This is a genomic window from Mycobacterium sp. C31M (genome assembly GCF_053345865.1).
Window position 1 is genome coordinate 363278 of the sequence record NZ_JBKFAX010000003.1, and the last position, 15759, is coordinate 379036.

General features: G+C 67.9%; 14 protein-coding genes and 1 pseudogene. 5 read left to right on the forward strand and 10 right to left on the reverse strand.

Features of this window, described 5'->3' with window-relative positions; translation table 11 throughout:
* Nucleotides 1-27: 27 nt before the first annotated feature.
* The 7 genes from ACLBYA_RS06630 to ACLBYA_RS06660 form a co-directional block, all read right to left on the reverse strand.
* Complete coding sequence (locus tag ACLBYA_RS06630) at nt 28-1260, reverse strand: alpha-hydroxy acid oxidase (protein ID WP_447708555.1); 1233 nt, start codon at nt 1258-1260, stop codon at nt 28-30.
* Nucleotides 1257-2759 (reverse strand): rhamnulokinase, encoded by a 1503-nt coding sequence (locus ACLBYA_RS06635; RefSeq protein WP_447708556.1) that lies wholly within the window; start codon nt 2757-2759, stop codon nt 1257-1259. The genes ACLBYA_RS06630 and ACLBYA_RS06635 overlap by 4 nt, the downstream gene beginning before the upstream one ends.
* A complete protein-coding gene (locus ACLBYA_RS06640) occupies nt 2759-4810 on the reverse strand; it encodes a bifunctional aldolase/short-chain dehydrogenase (protein ID WP_447708557.1) in 2052 nt (683 codons plus the stop codon). The genes ACLBYA_RS06635 and ACLBYA_RS06640 overlap by 1 nt, the downstream gene beginning before the upstream one ends.
* The gene (rhaI, locus tag ACLBYA_RS06645; protein WP_447708558.1) at nt 4807-5985 is read right to left on the reverse strand and encodes an L-rhamnose isomerase; all 1179 of its coding nucleotides are present in this window, start codon (nt 5983-5985) and stop codon (nt 4807-4809) included. The genes ACLBYA_RS06640 and rhaI overlap by 4 nt, the downstream gene beginning before the upstream one ends.
* 7 nt (nt 5986-5992) lie before the next feature.
* Nucleotides 5993-7309 (reverse strand): MFS transporter, encoded by a 1317-nt coding sequence (locus ACLBYA_RS06650; protein WP_447708559.1) that lies wholly within the window; start codon nt 7307-7309, stop codon nt 5993-5995.
* 47 nt (nt 7310-7356) lie between these two features.
* Complete coding sequence (locus ACLBYA_RS06655) at nt 7357-7683, reverse strand: L-rhamnose mutarotase (RefSeq protein WP_447708560.1); 327 nt, start codon at nt 7681-7683, stop codon at nt 7357-7359.
* A 107-nt stretch (nt 7684-7790) separates the two neighbouring features.
* Complete coding sequence (locus ACLBYA_RS06660; protein WP_447708669.1) at nt 7791-8795, reverse strand: LacI family DNA-binding transcriptional regulator; 1005 nt, start codon at nt 8793-8795, stop codon at nt 7791-7793.
* A gap of 99 nt (nt 8796-8894) precedes the next feature.
* Here ACLBYA_RS06660 and ACLBYA_RS06665 point away from each other — a divergent pair, with 99 nt between their 5' ends.
* Together ACLBYA_RS06665 and ACLBYA_RS06670 are read left to right on the forward strand one after the other, a co-directional pair.
* A complete protein-coding gene (locus tag ACLBYA_RS06665; protein WP_447708561.1) occupies nt 8895-9128 on the forward strand; it encodes a CDGP domain-containing protein in 234 nt (77 codons plus the stop codon).
* A 50-nt stretch (nt 9129-9178) separates the two neighbouring features.
* Complete coding sequence (locus ACLBYA_RS06670; protein ID WP_447708562.1) at nt 9179-10198, forward strand: alpha/beta fold hydrolase; 1020 nt, start codon at nt 9179-9181, stop codon at nt 10196-10198.
* A gap of 82 nt (nt 10199-10280) precedes the next feature.
* Here the strand turns inward: ACLBYA_RS06670 and ACLBYA_RS06675 are convergent, their stop codons facing one another.
* A complete protein-coding gene (locus ACLBYA_RS06675) occupies nt 10281-10703 on the reverse strand; it encodes a nitroreductase family deazaflavin-dependent oxidoreductase (protein ID WP_447708563.1) in 423 nt (140 codons plus the stop codon).
* A 75-nt stretch (nt 10704-10778) separates the two neighbouring features.
* On the opposite strand from ACLBYA_RS06675, the gene ACLBYA_RS06680 reads away from it, so the two are divergent.
* Nucleotides 10779-11618 (forward strand): sulfurtransferase, encoded by an 840-nt coding sequence (locus ACLBYA_RS06680; RefSeq protein ID WP_447708564.1) that lies wholly within the window; start codon nt 10779-10781, stop codon nt 11616-11618.
* Here ACLBYA_RS06680 and ACLBYA_RS06685 read toward each other — a convergent pair.
* Both ACLBYA_RS06685 and ACLBYA_RS06690 read right to left on the reverse strand, forming a co-directional pair.
* A complete protein-coding gene (locus ACLBYA_RS06685; RefSeq protein ID WP_447708565.1) occupies nt 11596-12099 on the reverse strand; it encodes a hypothetical protein in 504 nt (167 codons plus the stop codon). The genes ACLBYA_RS06680 and ACLBYA_RS06685 overlap by 23 nt on opposite strands.
* Nucleotides 12100-12160: 61 nt before the next feature.
* A pseudogene (locus ACLBYA_RS06690) lies at nt 12161-13224 on the reverse strand (alpha/beta hydrolase fold domain-containing protein).
* Between ACLBYA_RS06690 and ACLBYA_RS06695 the strand changes: the two are divergent.
* Both ACLBYA_RS06695 and ACLBYA_RS06700 read left to right on the forward strand, forming a co-directional pair.
* Nucleotides 13172-14542, forward strand: a complete 1371-nt coding sequence (locus ACLBYA_RS06695; RefSeq protein WP_447708566.1) for an LLM class flavin-dependent oxidoreductase — start codon at nt 13172-13174, stop codon at nt 14540-14542. The pseudogene ACLBYA_RS06690 and the gene ACLBYA_RS06695 overlap by 53 nt on opposite strands.
* The gene (locus ACLBYA_RS06700; protein WP_447708567.1) at nt 14539-15753 is read left to right on the forward strand and encodes an acyl-CoA dehydrogenase family protein; all 1215 of its coding nucleotides are present in this window, start codon (nt 14539-14541) and stop codon (nt 15751-15753) included. Before ACLBYA_RS06695 ends, ACLBYA_RS06700 begins: the two co-directional genes overlap by 4 nt.
* Nucleotides 15754-15759 lie beyond the last annotated feature (6 nt).

The window sequence follows — 15759 nt, forward strand, 5'->3', positions numbered from 1 at the left end:
CATACTCGTCGCAACGCGGTGGGCTCGCTAGGTCTGCCGGGGCACCAGCCGCTGCAGTTGAGTGACGTGCGCAGGTTCCAGCTCGTCGAGGGTGGCCACCCCGAGCAGGCGCATGGTGCGGGTGATCTGCTCGGACAGGATCTCGATGGCACGGTCCACGCCCGCCTCGCCACCGGCCATCAGCCCGTACAGGTAGGCCCGCCCGACGAGGGTGAACCGGGCGCCGAGTGCGATCGAGGCGACGATATCGGCACCGGACATGATGCCGGTGTCGAGCAGGATCTCGGTGTCACCGCCGACGGCGGCGGCCACATCGGGCAGCAGGTGGAACGGGATGGGCGCCCGATCCAGTTGGCGGCCACCGTGATTGGAGAGCACGATGCCGTCCGCACCGAGTTCGGTGACGGCGCGGGCGTCGGCGACGGTCTGGATGCCCTTGACCACCAGCTTGCCCGGCCACTGCGATTTGATCCAGGCCAGATCCTCGAAGGTGACGGTGGGGTCGAACATGCTGTCCAGCAACTCGGCGACGGTGCCCGACCAGCGATCCAGCGAGGCGAAGGCAAGCGGTTCGGTGGTCAGGAAGTCGATCCACCACTGCGGGCGCGGGATGGCGTTGAGTACCGTCTTGGCGGTCAGCGCCGGCGGTATCGACATCCCGTTGCGCTTGTCGCGCAGCCGGGCCCCGGCCACCGGGACGTCGACGGTCACCAGCAGGGTGTCGTATCCGGCGGCGGCGGCGCGTTCGACCAGCGCCATCGACCGGTCCCGGTCCTTCCACATGTACAACTGAAACCAGTTGCGCCCGTGCGGATTGGCGGCCGTGACATCCTCGATGGAGGCGGTGCCCATGGTGGACAACGAGAACGGGATTCCGGCGCGGGCCGCGGCACGGGCGCCGGCGTATTCGCCCTCGGTCTGCATCATCCGGGTGAAACCGGTCGGCGCGATACCGAAGGGCAGCTCGGAGCGGCCGCCAAGGACGGTGCAACTGGTGTCGACCTTGGACACATCGCGCAGGATCGCCGGGTGGAACTCGATGTCCTGGAACGCCTGCCGGGCCCGGGACAGCGACAGCTCGGCCTCGGCGGACCCATCGGTGTAGTCGAAGGCGGCCTTCGGGGTGCGGCGCTTGGCGATCGTGCGCAGATCCTCGATGGTCAGAGCCGCGGCCAGCCGGCGGGTCTTGGCATTGAACTCCGGCTTCTTGAACTGCATCAGCGGAGCCAGATCCGCGACCTTGGGGATGCGGCGTTTCATGAGAGTGCCTTTCCTGCCCCGACCGGACGCGGTGTGCGGGTCCGTTGTGTGCGGGGTACGTACTGCTGGGGTGGGAACCGGGTGGCGACGACGTGGCGTAGCGCTGCGAGATCGCCGTCTATCAGTCGGTGTGCTCGAGCACTGATCAACACATTACCGAGCGCGGTGGCCTCGACGGGACCGGCGAGGACCGGCAGGCCGGCACGGTCGGCGGTGAGCTGGCACAGCAGCCGGTTCTGTGAGCCACCGCCGACGATGTGCACGGTGCTTACCGGGGTGCCGGACAGTTCGGCGGCCCGCTGGACACCGTCGGCGAACGCGGCGGCCAGACTCTCGACGATGGCGCGGACGACCTCGGGCCGCGTCATGGGCACCTGCAGACCGTGCTCGTCGTACCAGTCCCGGATGCGGCCGGGCATATCGCCGGGGGCCAGGAACCGCGGATCGGCAGTGTCGAAGACGTCGAAGACCGGTCGCACCTCGGCGGCCTGCGCCAGTAGTTCGGACAGGTCTGCCCGGTAACCCTCGCGCTGATACTGCCGGACTGTCTCACTGAGCAGCCACAGCCCCATCACGTTGTGCAGGTAGCGGATCCGACCGTCAGCGCCGACCTCATTGGTGAAGTTGGCCTGGCGTCCGGCCTCGGTGAGCACCGGACGGTCCAGCTCGACACCTACCAAACCCCAGGTGCCACAGGAGATATAGGCGGCCTCGGTGGCGTCCATCGGGACGGCGACGACCGCCGAGGCGGTGTCATGGGAGGCGACCGTGGTGACGCCTGTACCGGCGGGCAGCCCCAACTGTTCGGCGACCTCGCGCAGCAGCGGGCCCAATTCGGTACCGGGCTCGCTCAGCCGGGGAAACAGCCCGGTGGGCAGCCCCAACCGCTCGCCGAGCTCGTGGTCCCAGGTGCCCTCGGTGCTGAGCAGCCCCGTGGTCGAGGCGTTGGTGCGTTCGGTGCGGGACCGCCCGGTCAGCCAGTAGCCGATCAGGTCGGGGATGAGCAGCGCGGTATCGGCGAGGTCGAGTCGCCGTTCGGCCGAGAGTTGGTAGATCGTGTTGAACGGCAGGAACTGCAGGCCGTTACGGGAGTACAGCTCGGCCTGGTCGACCTTGTGGTGCACGGCGCGCACACCCGCCTCGGACCGGTTGTCACGGTAGTGGTGGGGAAGGGACAGCAGCGCACCGTCACGCAGCAGGCCGTAGTCGACCGCCCAGGAGTCCACCCCGACGGTGACCAGGCGCTCCGACCGCCGTCCCGCCTCGGCCAATCCGGCGCAGGCCTCGCGGAACAGCCCCGGGATGTCCCAGTGCAGGGCGGACCGGTGACCGTTCCACAGTTGCACCGGATCGTTGGCGAACCGGGCCACCTGCTCGAGTTCGAGCCGGCCCGGGCCGATATCGGCGAGCATCACCCGCCCACTGGTGGCGCCCAGGTCGATCGCGGCGACCTGGCCGGAGTGGGTCATCGGCTGCTTGTTCTTCGCGCGAGCGCTCATCACCGCAGGAAGGCTGCGGCCACACCGGCGTCCACCGGTACGTGCAACCCCGTGGTGTGCGAGAAATCGCTGGTGCACAACGCGAATGCGGCATTGGCGATGTTCTCCGGCAGCACCTCACGCTTGAGTAGGGTGCGCTGGGCGTAGTAGGCGCCGAGTTCCTCCTCGGGGACCCCGTACACCGCGGCGCGCTTGGCGCCCCAGCCGCCGGCGAAGATGCCGGAGCCACGGACGACCCCGTCGGGGTTGATGCCGTTGACCTTGACTCCGTGCTCGCCGAGTTCGGCTGCCAGCAACCGAACCTGGTGCGCCTGATCGGCCTTGGTGGCCGAGTAGGCGATGTTGTTCGGGCCGGCGAAGACCGAGTTCTTGCTCGAGATGTAGATGATGTCGCCGCCCAGCTTCTGGTCGATCAGGGCGCGCGCGGCGGCCTTGGACACCAGGAACGATCCGCGGGCCATGACGTTGTGCTGCAGGTCCCAGTCGGCGGCAGTGGTGTCCAGCAACGACTTCGACAACGACAGGCCGGCATTGTTGACCACGATGTCGATACCGCCGAACGCCAGGGCTGCGGCGTCGATGGCGGCCTGCACCGCGGCCTCGTCGGTGACATCGGCAGCAATCCCGATCGCCACATCGCTGTTGCCGATCGCCCCGTTGATCTCTGAGGCGGCGGCTTTAGCCTTCTCGGCATCCAGGTCGGCGATGACGACACACGCTCCCTCGGCGGCCAGTCGGGTGGCGATGGCCTTGCCGATGCCCGACGCGGCGCCGGTCACCAGCGCGATGCGGGTGGCCAGCGGCTTGGGCTTGGGCATCCGGGCCAGCTTGGCCTCTTCCAGCGCCCAGTACTCGATGCGGAATTTCTCCGACTCGTCGATGGGGGCGTAACTGGACACCGATTCGGCTCCGCGCATCACGTTGATGGCGTTGAGGTAGAACTCACCGGCCACTCGGGCGGTCTGCTTGTCCTTGCCGTAGCTGAACATCCCGACACCGGGGATCAGCACGATGGCAGGGTCGGCACCACGCATGGCGGGACTGTCGGCGGTGGCGTGACGCTCGTAGTAGGCGCGGTAGTCGGCGCGGTAGGCCTCGTGCAGTTCGGCCAACCGGGCCTTGCAGTCCTCGACCGAGGTGTCCGCGGGAAGGTCGAGCACCAGCGGCTTGACCTTGGTGCGCAGGAAGTGGTCCGGGCAGCTGGTGCCGAGGGCGGCCAGCCGGGGATACTCTGCGGCGCCGAGGAATTCGAGCACCGGCGCGACATCGGTGAAGTGTCCGACCTGTGGCCGGTCGGCCGAGGCCAGTCCGCGGATGAACGGGGCCAGCGCAGCGGCCTTGGCACGGCGATCGGCCTCGGGCAGCGCTCCGTAGCCGTCGACGGGCGCGCCGAAGGGCTGATCCTTGCCGTTGGCGGCCAGGTATTCCTCGGCCAGCCGGATGATCTCCAGCGAGTTGGCCTGGGCTTGTGCCGAGGTGTCACCCCAGGCGGTGATGCCGTGGCCGCCGAGGATGCATCCGATGGCCTGTGGGTTGGCCTTCTTGATGGCCGAGATATCCAGGCCCAGTTGGAAACCGGGGCGGCGCCACGGCACCCACACGACACGGTCGCCGTAGATCTTGTTGGTCAGCGCTTCACCGTCGGCCGCGGTCGCGACGGCGATTCCGGAGTCCGGATGCAGATGATCGACGTGGGCGGCGTCGACCAGGCCGTGCATGGCGGTATCGATGGACGGTGCCGCACCGCCCTTGCCGTGCAGGCAGTAGTCGAACGCGGCGACCATCTCGTCCTCGCGGTCCACACCGGGGTACACATCGACCAGGGCGCGCATCCGGTCCAGTCGCAGCACCGCCAGACCGGATTCGGTGAGGGTGCCCAGGTCACCGCCGGAACCCTTGACCCACAGCAGCTCGACCTCGGTGTTGGTCACCGGGTCAACCTCGACACCCTTGGCGGAGGTGTTGCCGCCGGCGTAGTTGGTGTTCTTCGGATCCGAGCCCAGCGCATTGGAGCGCGCGATCAGTTCGGAGACAGTCGGATTCATGCTCATGCTCCCCACGAGGATTGGGTTCCGCCGACACGTTCGGCGTTGATGGTGTCCTGGTAGCCGCTGTCGCGGAAGGCCGCCATCGGATCGGCGGGCAGGCCGCGTTGCTCCCGGCGCTGCGCCAGCATCGGGCGGACATCGGTGTAGAAGGCGTCCATGAAGATCTCGTTGGCGCCCAGCACATCCCCGGCCTCCTGGGCGACGGTCAGCGCATCGGTGTCGACCAGTTCGGCGCGGGCAGTCATCGCCTCGACGTTGAGGACCGAGCGGATCTGGCCGGGGATCTTCTCCTCGACGTTGTGGCACTGATCAAGCATCAGTGCCAGATCGCTGGAACTTTCCCCGTCGCTTCGCTCGCCCCCGGCGGCCTCCAGGCCGCCGCCGCGGATCACCTCGAACATGATGCGGAACAACTGGAACGGATCGGCCGCGCCCACGATCAGATCGTCATCGGCGTAGAAGCGCGAGTTGAAGTCGAAGGAACCGAGCTTCCCCAAGCGCAGCAACTGCGCGACGATGAACTCGATGTTGGTTCCCGGTGCGTGATGCCCGGTGTCCAGGCAGACCTTGGCCCGTTCGCCCAGCGCCGTCACATGCGCGTAAGAGGTTCCCCAGTCGGGCACGTCGGTGGCGTACATGGCGGGCTCGAAGAACTTGTACTCCAACACAAGTCGCTGCTGCGCGCCGATGTGCTGGTAGATGGCGGACAGGGATTCGGCGAGCCGGTCCTGCCGGCCGCGGATATCGCCCTGGCCGGGGTAGTTGGTGCCGTCGGCCAGCCAGATCTTCAGATCACGCGAGCCGGTCTGGTTCATCACCTCGATGCAGGCCAGGTGATGGTCGATGGCCTTCTGCCGTACCGCCTTGTCAGTGTGGGTGAGGCTGCCGAACTTGTAGTCGTCGTCCTGGAAGGTGTTCGAGTTGACGGTGCCCAGCCGGACCCCGAGATCCTCGGCGTAGCGGGCGAGCGCGGCGTAGTCGTCGACGGTGTCCCACGGGATGTGCAGGGCGACAGCGGGTGCCAGTCCGGTGAGCCGGTGCACGGTGGCAGCGTCGGCGAGCTTCTCCTCGATGGTGCGCGGTGTGCCCGGGGTGCCGAAGACCTTGAAGCGGGTGCCGGAGTTGCCGAAGGCCCAGGAGGGCAGTTCGATGGCGAGATTGTCCAGAAGGGAAGTCATCTGATCCTCAGACTGCGGTGGTGGGGATGCGGGCGGCAGCTCCGACCGGTGCGCCGTAGCGTTCGGCCTCGATCTGCTGAAGCGACTTGCCCTGGGTCTTGGGTGCCCAGACGGCGCCGATGATCAGGGCAACGGTGAGCAGGCCGACCAGCAGGATGCCGACGGTGGTCAGCCCGGTTGCGGCGAGCATCGTCGGGAAGAAGTAGCTCAGCAGACCGGTGGCGGTGCGCACCACGAAGAACATGACGCCCTGTGCGCTGGCCCGGTACGGGGTGGCGAACATCTCGCTGGCCCACAGGCTGTAGAAGGCCTGGCAGCCGATGCCTGCCGAGATGCCCCACAGCACCGCGAAGATCAGCATGGTGGTGATGCCACCGTCGGTGAAGGCGACCAGCACAATCCAGCCGGCGATGCCCAGGGCGGCACCGAAGACGTAGAGCCCACGCTGGGACACCCGGTCGGCGTAGCGCATGAAGCCGAAGTAGGTGGCCGCGACCGTGCAGCCCCACACCAGCACCTGCAGCAGGTTCTGCTGAACCGGGCTGTGCAGACCGGCGGTCTCATAGACGCGGGGCATGAAGATGCCGGCCTGGCCGGCGACGGTGTTCCAGAACAGGTAGATGCCGCCGAGGAACAGCAGGGCGGTGATGTTGACCTTGCGGGAGAACAGTCCGCGCACGCCGCGGGTGCCGACCGAGGACTGGAGTTCGCGGCTCTCGTCGACGGCTTCCTCTTTCCAGATGGCGGATTCGGCGAGCCCTTGGCGGATCCACCAGACGATGGCGGCGACGACAAACAGGTGCACGAAGATGATCCGTGAGCCCAGCAGCTCCAGCGGCGCTAGCGCGGCCGCCAGGGCGAAACCGATGAACGGGCCGACCGACCAGGCCAACTGGGCGGTGCCGACATGCTTGGCGCGCTCGTTGGACGGTGCCTGCTCGGCGATATAGGTCCACGAGGCCGGCACACCGGCGCCGACGGCGATGCCGGTGACGATGAACGCGGCGAGCAACATGGTGAAGTTCATCGCGAACGCGGCCAGCAGCACACCGGCCATGTACACCAGCAGGTCGTAGGTGTAGATCGCCTTGCGGCCGTACCGGTCACACAGCGGGCCTCCGATCGCGGCACCGATGGCGGCGCCGAAGGCGTTGGCGCTCAACGCGGCCAGCAGGCCGACCGCGAAGTTGCTGATGCCGAACTCGGCCTGCCAGAAACCGAGGCTGGTGGCGATCGCGATGATCGAGCCGGCCTCGATGTAGTTGGACATGGCGACCGCGATGGTGGCCCGCCAGCCGGTGGTGGAGCGCGCTCCGATTTTCATGGTGGTCCTAGAGGGTCAGGTGGGTGTGGAGTGTGTGGGCCGCGGAGTCAGGCCAGATGGAAGTATTGGGTGAGCAACTCGAGGTCGCTGTCGGGGTGGGCCTCGGTGCGGAAGTACTGCGCCATCTGCTCCTGCCACTTCTCGTTGACGGCGGTCCGGTTCATCTCGGCGGTGGCGCGGGCGAAGTCGTCGGTTTCCAGGTAGCCCACGACCATGCCCTCGTCGTGGCGCAGGAACAGCGAGTAGTTGTGCCAGCCGGCCGCCCGCAGGGCATCGAGCATCTCGGGCCAGACCTCAGTGTGCGCTTCCAGGTAGTCCTCGACGCGGTCGGGCTTGAGGTACATGACGAAGCACACGCGTTGGATGTCGTCCATTCGCCACTCCCTGATTGAAACGTTTCAATTTGTGATCGGGGCAACAATAGGACTCGATGGCCGCGAACGTCAAGCGCCCCGTTCCGTCGGTGTCGGTGTCACGGGTGTCAGACCTGTGTGCTGAGCCTGGTCACCAATTCGGGTTGGAAGAGCACATGGCGGGGACGACGATCCTGGGATTCTGTCGCCTCGATGAGGAGATCGATTGCGGTGCTGCCGATTTCGATACTCGGCTGGCGCACCGAGGTCAACGGGACGACGGCGGACCGGGCGAACTCGATATCGTCGTAACCCACCAGGGCGATCTGGTCGGGCACCATCTGATCGCCCATCAGTGCCAGCGCCTGCAGGACGCCGATGGCCACCAGGTCGTTGGCGCAGAAGATACCGTCGGGGCGCTGCGCGGCGGGCCGGTCGCGGATCTGCTCGCCGATGGCGCGACCGGCGAGCACCGTGAGAGTCGGTGTGTAGATGGCCTCCAGGTCGGCGTCGGGCACGCCCTCCAGCGCCAGGCGTGCGCCGTGCAAACGGTCGCGGACCTGGCGCAACTCGGCGGGCCCGCCGACAAACGCGATCCGGCGCCGACCGATCGCGGTCAGGTGTTCGACGGCCAAGGTTCCGCCCGCGACATCGTCGACGGCCACCGAGTCGAACGGTGTGCCGCTCCCGTCGCGGTCCACCAGCACCACCGGTGTGCCGCGCTGACGCAGCGTCTCGAGCCGGCCGAAGTCGTCGCCGACTGGGGAGACGAGCAGTCCGTACACCCGCTGCTCGTCGAACGCATCCACGTACGAGCGTTCCCGATGCGGGTCGTCGTCCGAGGTGCCCAGCAACAGTGTCAGGTTGTGATCGCCGGCCCGGGTGCCGGCGCCGCGGGCGATATCGGTGAAGAACGGGTTGCCGACGTCGAGCACCACCAGGCCGACGCTGCGCGACCGCCCGGCCCGCAACTGGCGGGCCGCATCGTTGCGGACGAATCCGAGTTCGTCGATAGCGGCCTGCACGCGCGCCACGGTGGTGGGGGAGACCTTCTCGGGTGAATTGAGCACGTTGGAGACCGTGCCGACCGATACCGCGGCGGCCGCGGCGACTTCCCGGATGCTCACCACCAGCCCATTTCACCAGACATGTGTCGCGAGTGACGCGGGTGACGGTCCATTGCCGCTCGGACGGCGGCGGAGGACAATCAGCGCAGAGCGAGTTGATCGACAATGCGAGCCTCATCGGCCATCGCCGCGGCGCTGGTGACAGTGGGAATCGCCGGTCTTGCGGCCGCGCCGCCGGCGAGCGCTGAACCCTGCGGCAACTTCTACTTCCAGGGCAACGGCGGCGGGCAGTGCGATGGGCCGTTCTACCCCGACGGCAGCTTTCAACGCTGCACCACGGTGTTCGTCCTGGGCATCGGTGGCACGAACTGCTACATCGTCCCGCCGCCGCCCCGCTGAGCCGGATTAGCCCAGGATTAGCCCGCCGACGTTCGGCGTTATCCGGTGACGTGGAACTCAGCAGACGCAACTTCGGCCTGATCACCACCGCCGCGGCGGGCGCGCTGACGGTGGCTGCGCGCGGCGGTACCGGAACGGCGGCCGCCGAGCCGCCCGGCCCACCGCCCGTCCCGGCGCACCGCCTCGGCCCGATCAAGCAGATCGACGCGGGCCTGCTGAACGTCGGCTACACCGAGGCGGGCCCGGCGGATGGGCGCCCGGTGATCCTGCTGCACGGCTGGCCCTACGACATCCACAGTTATGCCGATGTCAGCGCCGACCTCGCCGCCCGGGGATTCCGGGTCATCGTGCCGTTCATCCGCGGTTTCGGTTCGACCCGGTTTAGATCGGCCGATACGGTTCGCAACGGACAGCAGGCGGCGCTCGGTCACGATGTGATCGACCTGATGGATGCGCTCGGTATTCGCAGCGCCATCCTCGGCGGCTACGACTGGGGCAGCCGGACCGCCAATGTTGTTGCCGCGCTGTGGCCGCAGCGCGTCTCGGGACTGGTCGCGGTCAGCGGGTACATCGTGGTGAACCTCGCCGCGAACCTGCAACCGCTGCCACCGCCGGCCGAGTACGGCTGGTGGTACCAGTACTATTTCGCCACTGCGCGTGGCGAACTCGGCTACCGGCGTAACACCCGGGACTTCAACAGGCTCATCTGGCAGAACGCATCACCGCTGTGGCGGTTCGCCGACAGCACCTACGACCTGTCCGCCGCATCGTTCGACAACCCGGAGCACGTCGAAATCGTCATCCACAACTACCGGTGGCGGCAGAGTCTGGCCGAGGGTGAAACCCGTTATGACGCCGACGAACAACGGCTCGCGGCCCGTCCGGTGATCACGGTGCCGACCATCACGATTGGCAGTGACTTCGACGGCGCCGCCAGGGACGGGGCCGGCTACCGCATGCAATACAGCGGGCCGTATCAGCATCAGGTGCTGGACGGAATCGGGCACAACGTCCCGCAGGAGGCGCCGACCGCCTTCGCCGCCGCGGTGGTCGATGTCAGCCGGATGTGAATTTTCGGTCCACGCGAGCGACCGTGTCGTGCCATCGACACGCCGTGCCTGGGCACATTTCGCGGTCGCTCGCGAAGCGGGATCACTCCAGGACGAACACCGGGATCAGTCGGTCGGTCTTGGTCTGGTACTCGGCGTACGGGGGGTACGCGGCGACGGCCAGGTCCCACCAGTGCGCCCGCTCGTCACCGTCGACCTCACGTGCGGTGAGTTCGACGACTTTCTCCCCGTCCTGCGCGGTGATCTGTGGGTGCGCCAGGACGTTGTGGTACCACGCCGGGTGCTGCGGGTCGCCGCCCTTGGAGGCGACCATGGCGTACTTGCCGTTCTCTTCGACGCGCATCAACGGCACGTAGCGCTTCTTGCCGGACTTGGCCCCGGTGGTGGTGAACAGCACGACCGGGCGGTCGAGTACCTCGACCCCGTCGGTGGTGCCCTGCTCGAGAATCTTGGCGGTCTGATCGCGGACCCAGTCGGTGGGGCTCAGCTCGGGGGTGTTGGACATGGCGACTAGAACGCCACAGATCGCCGGATTGTTTCCGACTTCGGCAACTGACCACTATCTGGGACGCTGAACTCCATGACCGACGTCTTCATCACCGTGCCCGCCCTGGCCGAACTGCTGGATTCCGGCGATCCGGTCACCGTGCTCGACGTGCGCTGGGAGCTGACCAGGCCCGACGGCCTCGCCGACCACGAGCGGGGGCATGTGCCCGGCGCGGTGTACGTGTCCCTCGATGACGATCTCACCGATCATGCGGTCACCGGCCGGGGCCGGCACCCGCTGCCGTCGGGCACGCAGCTGCAGGCCGCGGCCCGTCGGTGGGGTGTGCGCCAGGACGTCCCGGTGGTCGTCTACGACGACTGGAACCTGGCCGGATCGGCGCGGGCCTGGTGGGTGCTGCGCGCCGCCGGTGTCACCGATGTGCGGATTCTCGACGGCGGCCTGCGGGCCTGGACGTCAGCCGGGCACCCGCTGCAGACCGGCGCGGTCGGCGCGGTGCCCGGCGATGTGGTGATGACGCATGACGATCTGTACGCCGGGGCCATGCCGACGCTGACCGCCGATCAGGCCGCCGAACACCCGAACCTGTTGGACGCTCGCGCGCCGGAACGATTCCGCGGTGACGTCGAGCCGATGGACCCGGTGGCCGGCCACGTTCCCGGTGCCCGCAACGTCCCGAGCACCGCGGTGCTGACCGCGGACGGCACCGTGTTGGCGCCGGCGGAGCTGGCGGCCCTGGGCTGGTCGTTCGGGGGCACCGACCAGGTCGGGGTGTACTGCGGGTCGGGGGTCACTGCGGCGGTGCTGATCGCGGCGCTGTCGGCCGCGGGGGTGGACGCCGCCCTGTTCCCGGGATCGTGGTCACAGTGGTCCGGGGAGGGCCGCGCGGCCGCTAGTGGTGCGCAATCATCTTGACCGCCACCACCGCGGCACCCGCCCCGGTCAGCAACAGCACGGCCAGCATCTGCTGCCACCACACCAACCCGGCGCGGCGGACCGCCAGGTAGGCGATCAGCGCCATCTCACCGACCAGGAACCACATCGCGATCCACACCGCGGTCGAGGTGTCCAGCAGACCGAACCCGGCCAGCGCCAGGATGAACGCGGGCGCGGCGGCCGCCTGCATGATCTGGCCGGAGGCCACCAGCATTCCCCAGGCGGCCCGTCCACGCGGTGCGGCGCCCTCGACGCTGAGCCGGGCGACGAACTCGGCCAGCAGCGCCGCCGCCCACAGCCCGCCGGCCGCCACCGCGACGTCGAGCACCCGGTACCAGGCGTTGGTGTCGGCCTCGGTGTAGCGGGCCAGTGCGGCCAGGGTGGCCAGGCAGGAGATCGCGCCGTAGAGCCGTTCACGCAGCGCGGCCACCACATGTTCGACGGGCGGCTCGGTACTCATGCGGTTGCCTCGCAAGCTCGGCTCCCGCATGCCGCCCGTCGTTTCGCTCCGCAAGCGTCGCTCATGCCAGCCGCTCCAGCAGGAAGGCGGCGATCTCGCGGATCGACGAGTCCATGATCGCGCGGTCGCCCTGGGTGTTGAACGCATGATCGGTGGGATAGGCGGTGTGGGTGACGTCGACCCCGGCGTCGCGCAGCCGTGCGGCGACCTCGATCATCTCGGGACCGAGGGTGTCCAGGTCACCGGTCTGGATCAGCGTCGGCGGCATCTTCTTCGGAAGGTCGTCGTCGTAGTACGGCGAGGCCACCGGATCGCCATGGCAGGCCGGATCCACGAAATACATTCTGGCCGAGAACTTCTGCAAGGTCGGCGAGATGATCGGGTTGGCCTTGGGTGAGGTGCGACCGGTGCGGGTGCAGTCGGCGACCGCATAGGACAGCACCGCCGCCCGCAGCGCAATACCGGAGTCGTGGGCGTACTGCACGAGATTCATGCTGAGCTTGCCGCCGGCACTGGCCCCGCCGACGCTGACCCGGTCGCCATCCCAGCCGTACTCGTCGGCGTGGTCGAGCGCCCACTGCAGGACATCGGTGCATTCCTGTTCTGCGACAGGAAAGTCACCTGCGGTGCGGCGTGGTAGTCGATACCGAGCACGACGCATCCGACATCGGAGGCCAGAAACCGGCAGATGTGGTCATCCTCGGCGGTGTTGCGCAACACGAACCCGCCGCCGTGGATGTCGATGTGCAGCGGCGGGGTGGCCGGCCCGCAGAGCGGCGACGCGGTATGCGGTCGGTAGACGAAACACCGCACCGGTCCGTGTCGCGTGGGCACCTGCAGCACCGCTGGTGGCTCGACCGGCTGGGCGGGCGTCGGGACACCGGGCGCTCGGAACATCAGCGGCGCGGTCTGCTGGGCCAGGTACGCCAGCGCGTACTCCAGCGGCGCGATCCGGGCCTTGGGCATGGCTGTCACGGTAGCCGAGGGCGGGTTCTGTGACGGCAGGTTACGGCCCAGAATCGGCCAGATCGGATACCTGGTCAGCCGGCGGCCGGTCGGCCAGAGTGGCGCGGTGGGCAAGCAGATCATCCTCAACGCCTTCGACATGAACTGTGTCGCGCACATCGTCGCAGGCACGTGGCGCCATCCCGAGTCACAGGCGGCCCGGTACAAGGACCTGGAGTACTGGACCGACCTGGCGGCGCTGCTGGAGCGTGGCCTGTTCGACGGGCTGTTCATCGCCGATGTGCTCGGTGTGTACGACGTCTACGGTGGTGGGCCCGAAGCCGCGTTGCGCGCCGGAACCCAAGTGCCGGTCAATGATCCGGTCCTGCTGGTATCGGCAATGGCCGCCGCGACCCGGCACCTGGGGTTCGGGATCACCGCGGCGACCTCATTCGAGCATCCGTATTCGTTCGCCCGCCGGATGTCCACGCTCGATCACCTGTCCAAGGGGCGGATCGGCTGGAACATCGTCACCGGCTACCTGGAGAGTGCGGCACGCAATCACGGCCTGGACACCATCACCCCGCACGCCGACCGTTACGACATCGCCGACGAGTACACCGAAGTCCTCTACAAACTGTGGGAGGGCTCCTGGGAGGACGATGCCGTGGGGTCCGAATCGGGGCGGGCGCACTATGCCAACCCGGCGAAGGTGCACCCGATCGCCCACGAAGGCAGGCACTTCCGGGTTCCCGGTATCCATCTCTGCGAACCGTCGGTGCAGCGCACCCCGGTGCTGTACCAGGCCGGTGCCTCCGATCGCGGGCGGACCTTCGGTGCCGAGAACGCCGAGGTGATCTTCATCGGCGCGCCGACCAAGGAACTGCTGCGTGAGGCCGTGACCGATATCCGGACCCGTGCGTCGAACGCCGGCCGCGACCCCTATGACGTCAAGATCGTCAACGGGCATGTGGTGGTGACCGGAGCGACGGATGCCGAAGCGCGGGCGCGGCATGACGACTTCCGGCGTTATATCGACCCCGAGGGTGCCCTGGCGTTGTGGTCGGGCTGGCTGGGCAGCGATCTGTCCCGGTTCGACCTCGACGACCCGGTGGCGGTGACCGACAACGAGTACCTGAAATCCTCGGTCCAGATGTTCGGGCAGGGCCAGTGGACACTGCGCGACTTCGTCGACGCGCACGCCATCGACGCCGAAGGCGGCTTCAGCGTCGGCTCCGGCCGCCAGGTCGCCGACGACCTGCAGTCCTGGGTCCAGGAAACCGATGTCGACGGCTTCAACATCACCAACGTCATCACCCCGGGGTCGTTCGCCGATTTCATCGAACACGTGGTCCCGGAACTGCAGCGGCGCGGGCTGTACAAGACCGAGTACACCCAGGGATCGCTGCGGCACAAACTTTTTCGGCGTGGACCCCGCCTACCCGAAACCCACCGAGCGGCGGGATACCGCCGCGTACCCCAGGAGGCACACCGATGACCGTCACCACCGAGCCGCTCACCTACGGATCGCAGCGGCTGGCCGATCTGCTGACGGCGATCGGCGCGGGCACACTGGAGCGGGAACGCAAGAATGAACGGCCGTTCGGGGTGATCGACCTGATCCGCCAGGAGCGCCTCGGTGCACTACGGGTGCCGACCGCGGAGGGCGGCGGCGGTGCGAGCCTGCGCGAGCTCTTCGCGACGGTGATCGCCTTGGCTGCGGTGGATGTCAATGTCGCGCACATCCTGCGTGGGCACTTCGCCCATGTCGAGGAACGGCTGCGGCTGTCCGGTGATGTGCGCCGACGTGCCATCGACCTGGCGCTCTCGGGGGCCATCGTGGGCAACGCGTCCACCGAACTCGGGTCCGACCCGGCAGGCGGTTTCGTCTGGCAGACCAAGATCACGCCGGATGGAGATGCGTTCCGGCTGAATGGGAAGAAGTTCTTCACCACCGGCACGCTGTATGCCGATTACGCCGAGGTGCTGGCCAGTGATCCCGACGATGCCTCGGTGATCGCCCTGGTGCCCACCGACCGGGCCGGTGTCACGGTGCTCGACGATTGGGATGGATTCGGACAGCGCGCCACCGGCACCGGTACCGCCATCTTCACCGATGTCGCGGTGGCCGCCGACGAACTGCTGCAGTGGGCACCACCGGAGACCGATGCCGAACGGCCCCCGCTGTATAACTCCGGGGCGTTCTTCCAGCTGTACGTCACGGCGCTGGAAGTCGGTGTACTGCAAGCGCTTCGGGACGATGCGGTGACCCATGTGCATCAGCGGGCGCGCAGCTTCACCTGGGCGCCGCACCCGTCGGCGCCCGACGATCCGCTGCTGCAGCGTGAGATCGGTGAGATCGCGGCCGCGGCCTATGTCGGTGAGGCCACCGTACTGGCCGCCGCGGATGCGCTGGCCGCGGCATACGAGGCCGATGTGGCCGGCACCGATCCGAATCTCGAACTGGCCCATGAGGCGTCGCTGCAGGCGGCGAACGCGAAGGTGGTCATCGACGCACTCGCGCAGAAGGCGGCCTCGCAGATCTTCGATGTCGGCGGTGCCTCGGTGGTGCGGCAGGCGCATCTGTTGGACCGGCACTGGCGCAACATCCGCACCCTGGCCTCGCACAACCCGACGTCGTACAAGGCGCAGGCCATCGGTGCTTACCACACCCGCGGGACCAAACTGCCTGGCAGCGGCTACTTCTGATCGGCG

Bases quoted from the DNA above. Each gene is read 5' to 3' on its own strand.
- ACLBYA_RS06675 (WP_447708563.1), bottom strand. From the start codon at position 10,703: ATGTCCAACACCCCCGAGCTGAGCCCCACCGACTGGGTCCGCGATCAG.
- ACLBYA_RS06655 (WP_447708560.1), bottom strand. From the start codon at position 7,683: ATGGACGACATCCAACGCGTGTGCTTCGTCATGTACCTCAAGCCCGAC.
- ACLBYA_RS06680 (WP_447708564.1), top strand. From the start codon at position 10,779: ATGACCGACGTCTTCATCACCGTGCCCGCCCTGGCCGAACTGCTGGAT.
- ACLBYA_RS06665 (WP_447708561.1), top strand. From the start codon at position 8,895: ATGCGAGCCTCATCGGCCATCGCCGCGGCGCTGGTGACAGTGGGAATC.
- ACLBYA_RS06630 (WP_447708555.1), bottom strand. From the start codon at position 1,260: ATGAAACGCCGCATCCCCAAGGTCGCGGATCTGGCTCCGCTGATGCAG.
- ACLBYA_RS06685 (WP_447708565.1), bottom strand. From the start codon at position 12,099: ATGAGTACCGAGCCGCCCGTCGAACATGTGGTGGCCGCGCTGCGTGAA.
- ACLBYA_RS06640 (WP_447708557.1), bottom strand. From the start codon at position 4,810: ATGAGCATGAATCCGACTGTCTCCGAACTGATCGCGCGCTCCAATGCG.
- ACLBYA_RS06635 (WP_447708556.1), bottom strand. From the start codon at position 2,759: ATGAGCGCTCGCGCGAAGAACAAGCAGCCGATGACCCACTCCGGCCAG.
- ACLBYA_RS06650 (WP_447708559.1), bottom strand. From the start codon at position 7,309: ATGAAAATCGGAGCGCGCTCCACCACCGGCTGGCGGGCCACCATCGCG.
- ACLBYA_RS06700 (WP_447708567.1), top strand. From the start codon at position 14,539: ATGACCGTCACCACCGAGCCGCTCACCTACGGATCGCAGCGGCTGGCC.
- rhaI (WP_447708558.1), bottom strand. From the start codon at position 5,985: ATGACTTCCCTTCTGGACAATCTCGCCATCGAACTGCCCTCCTGGGCC.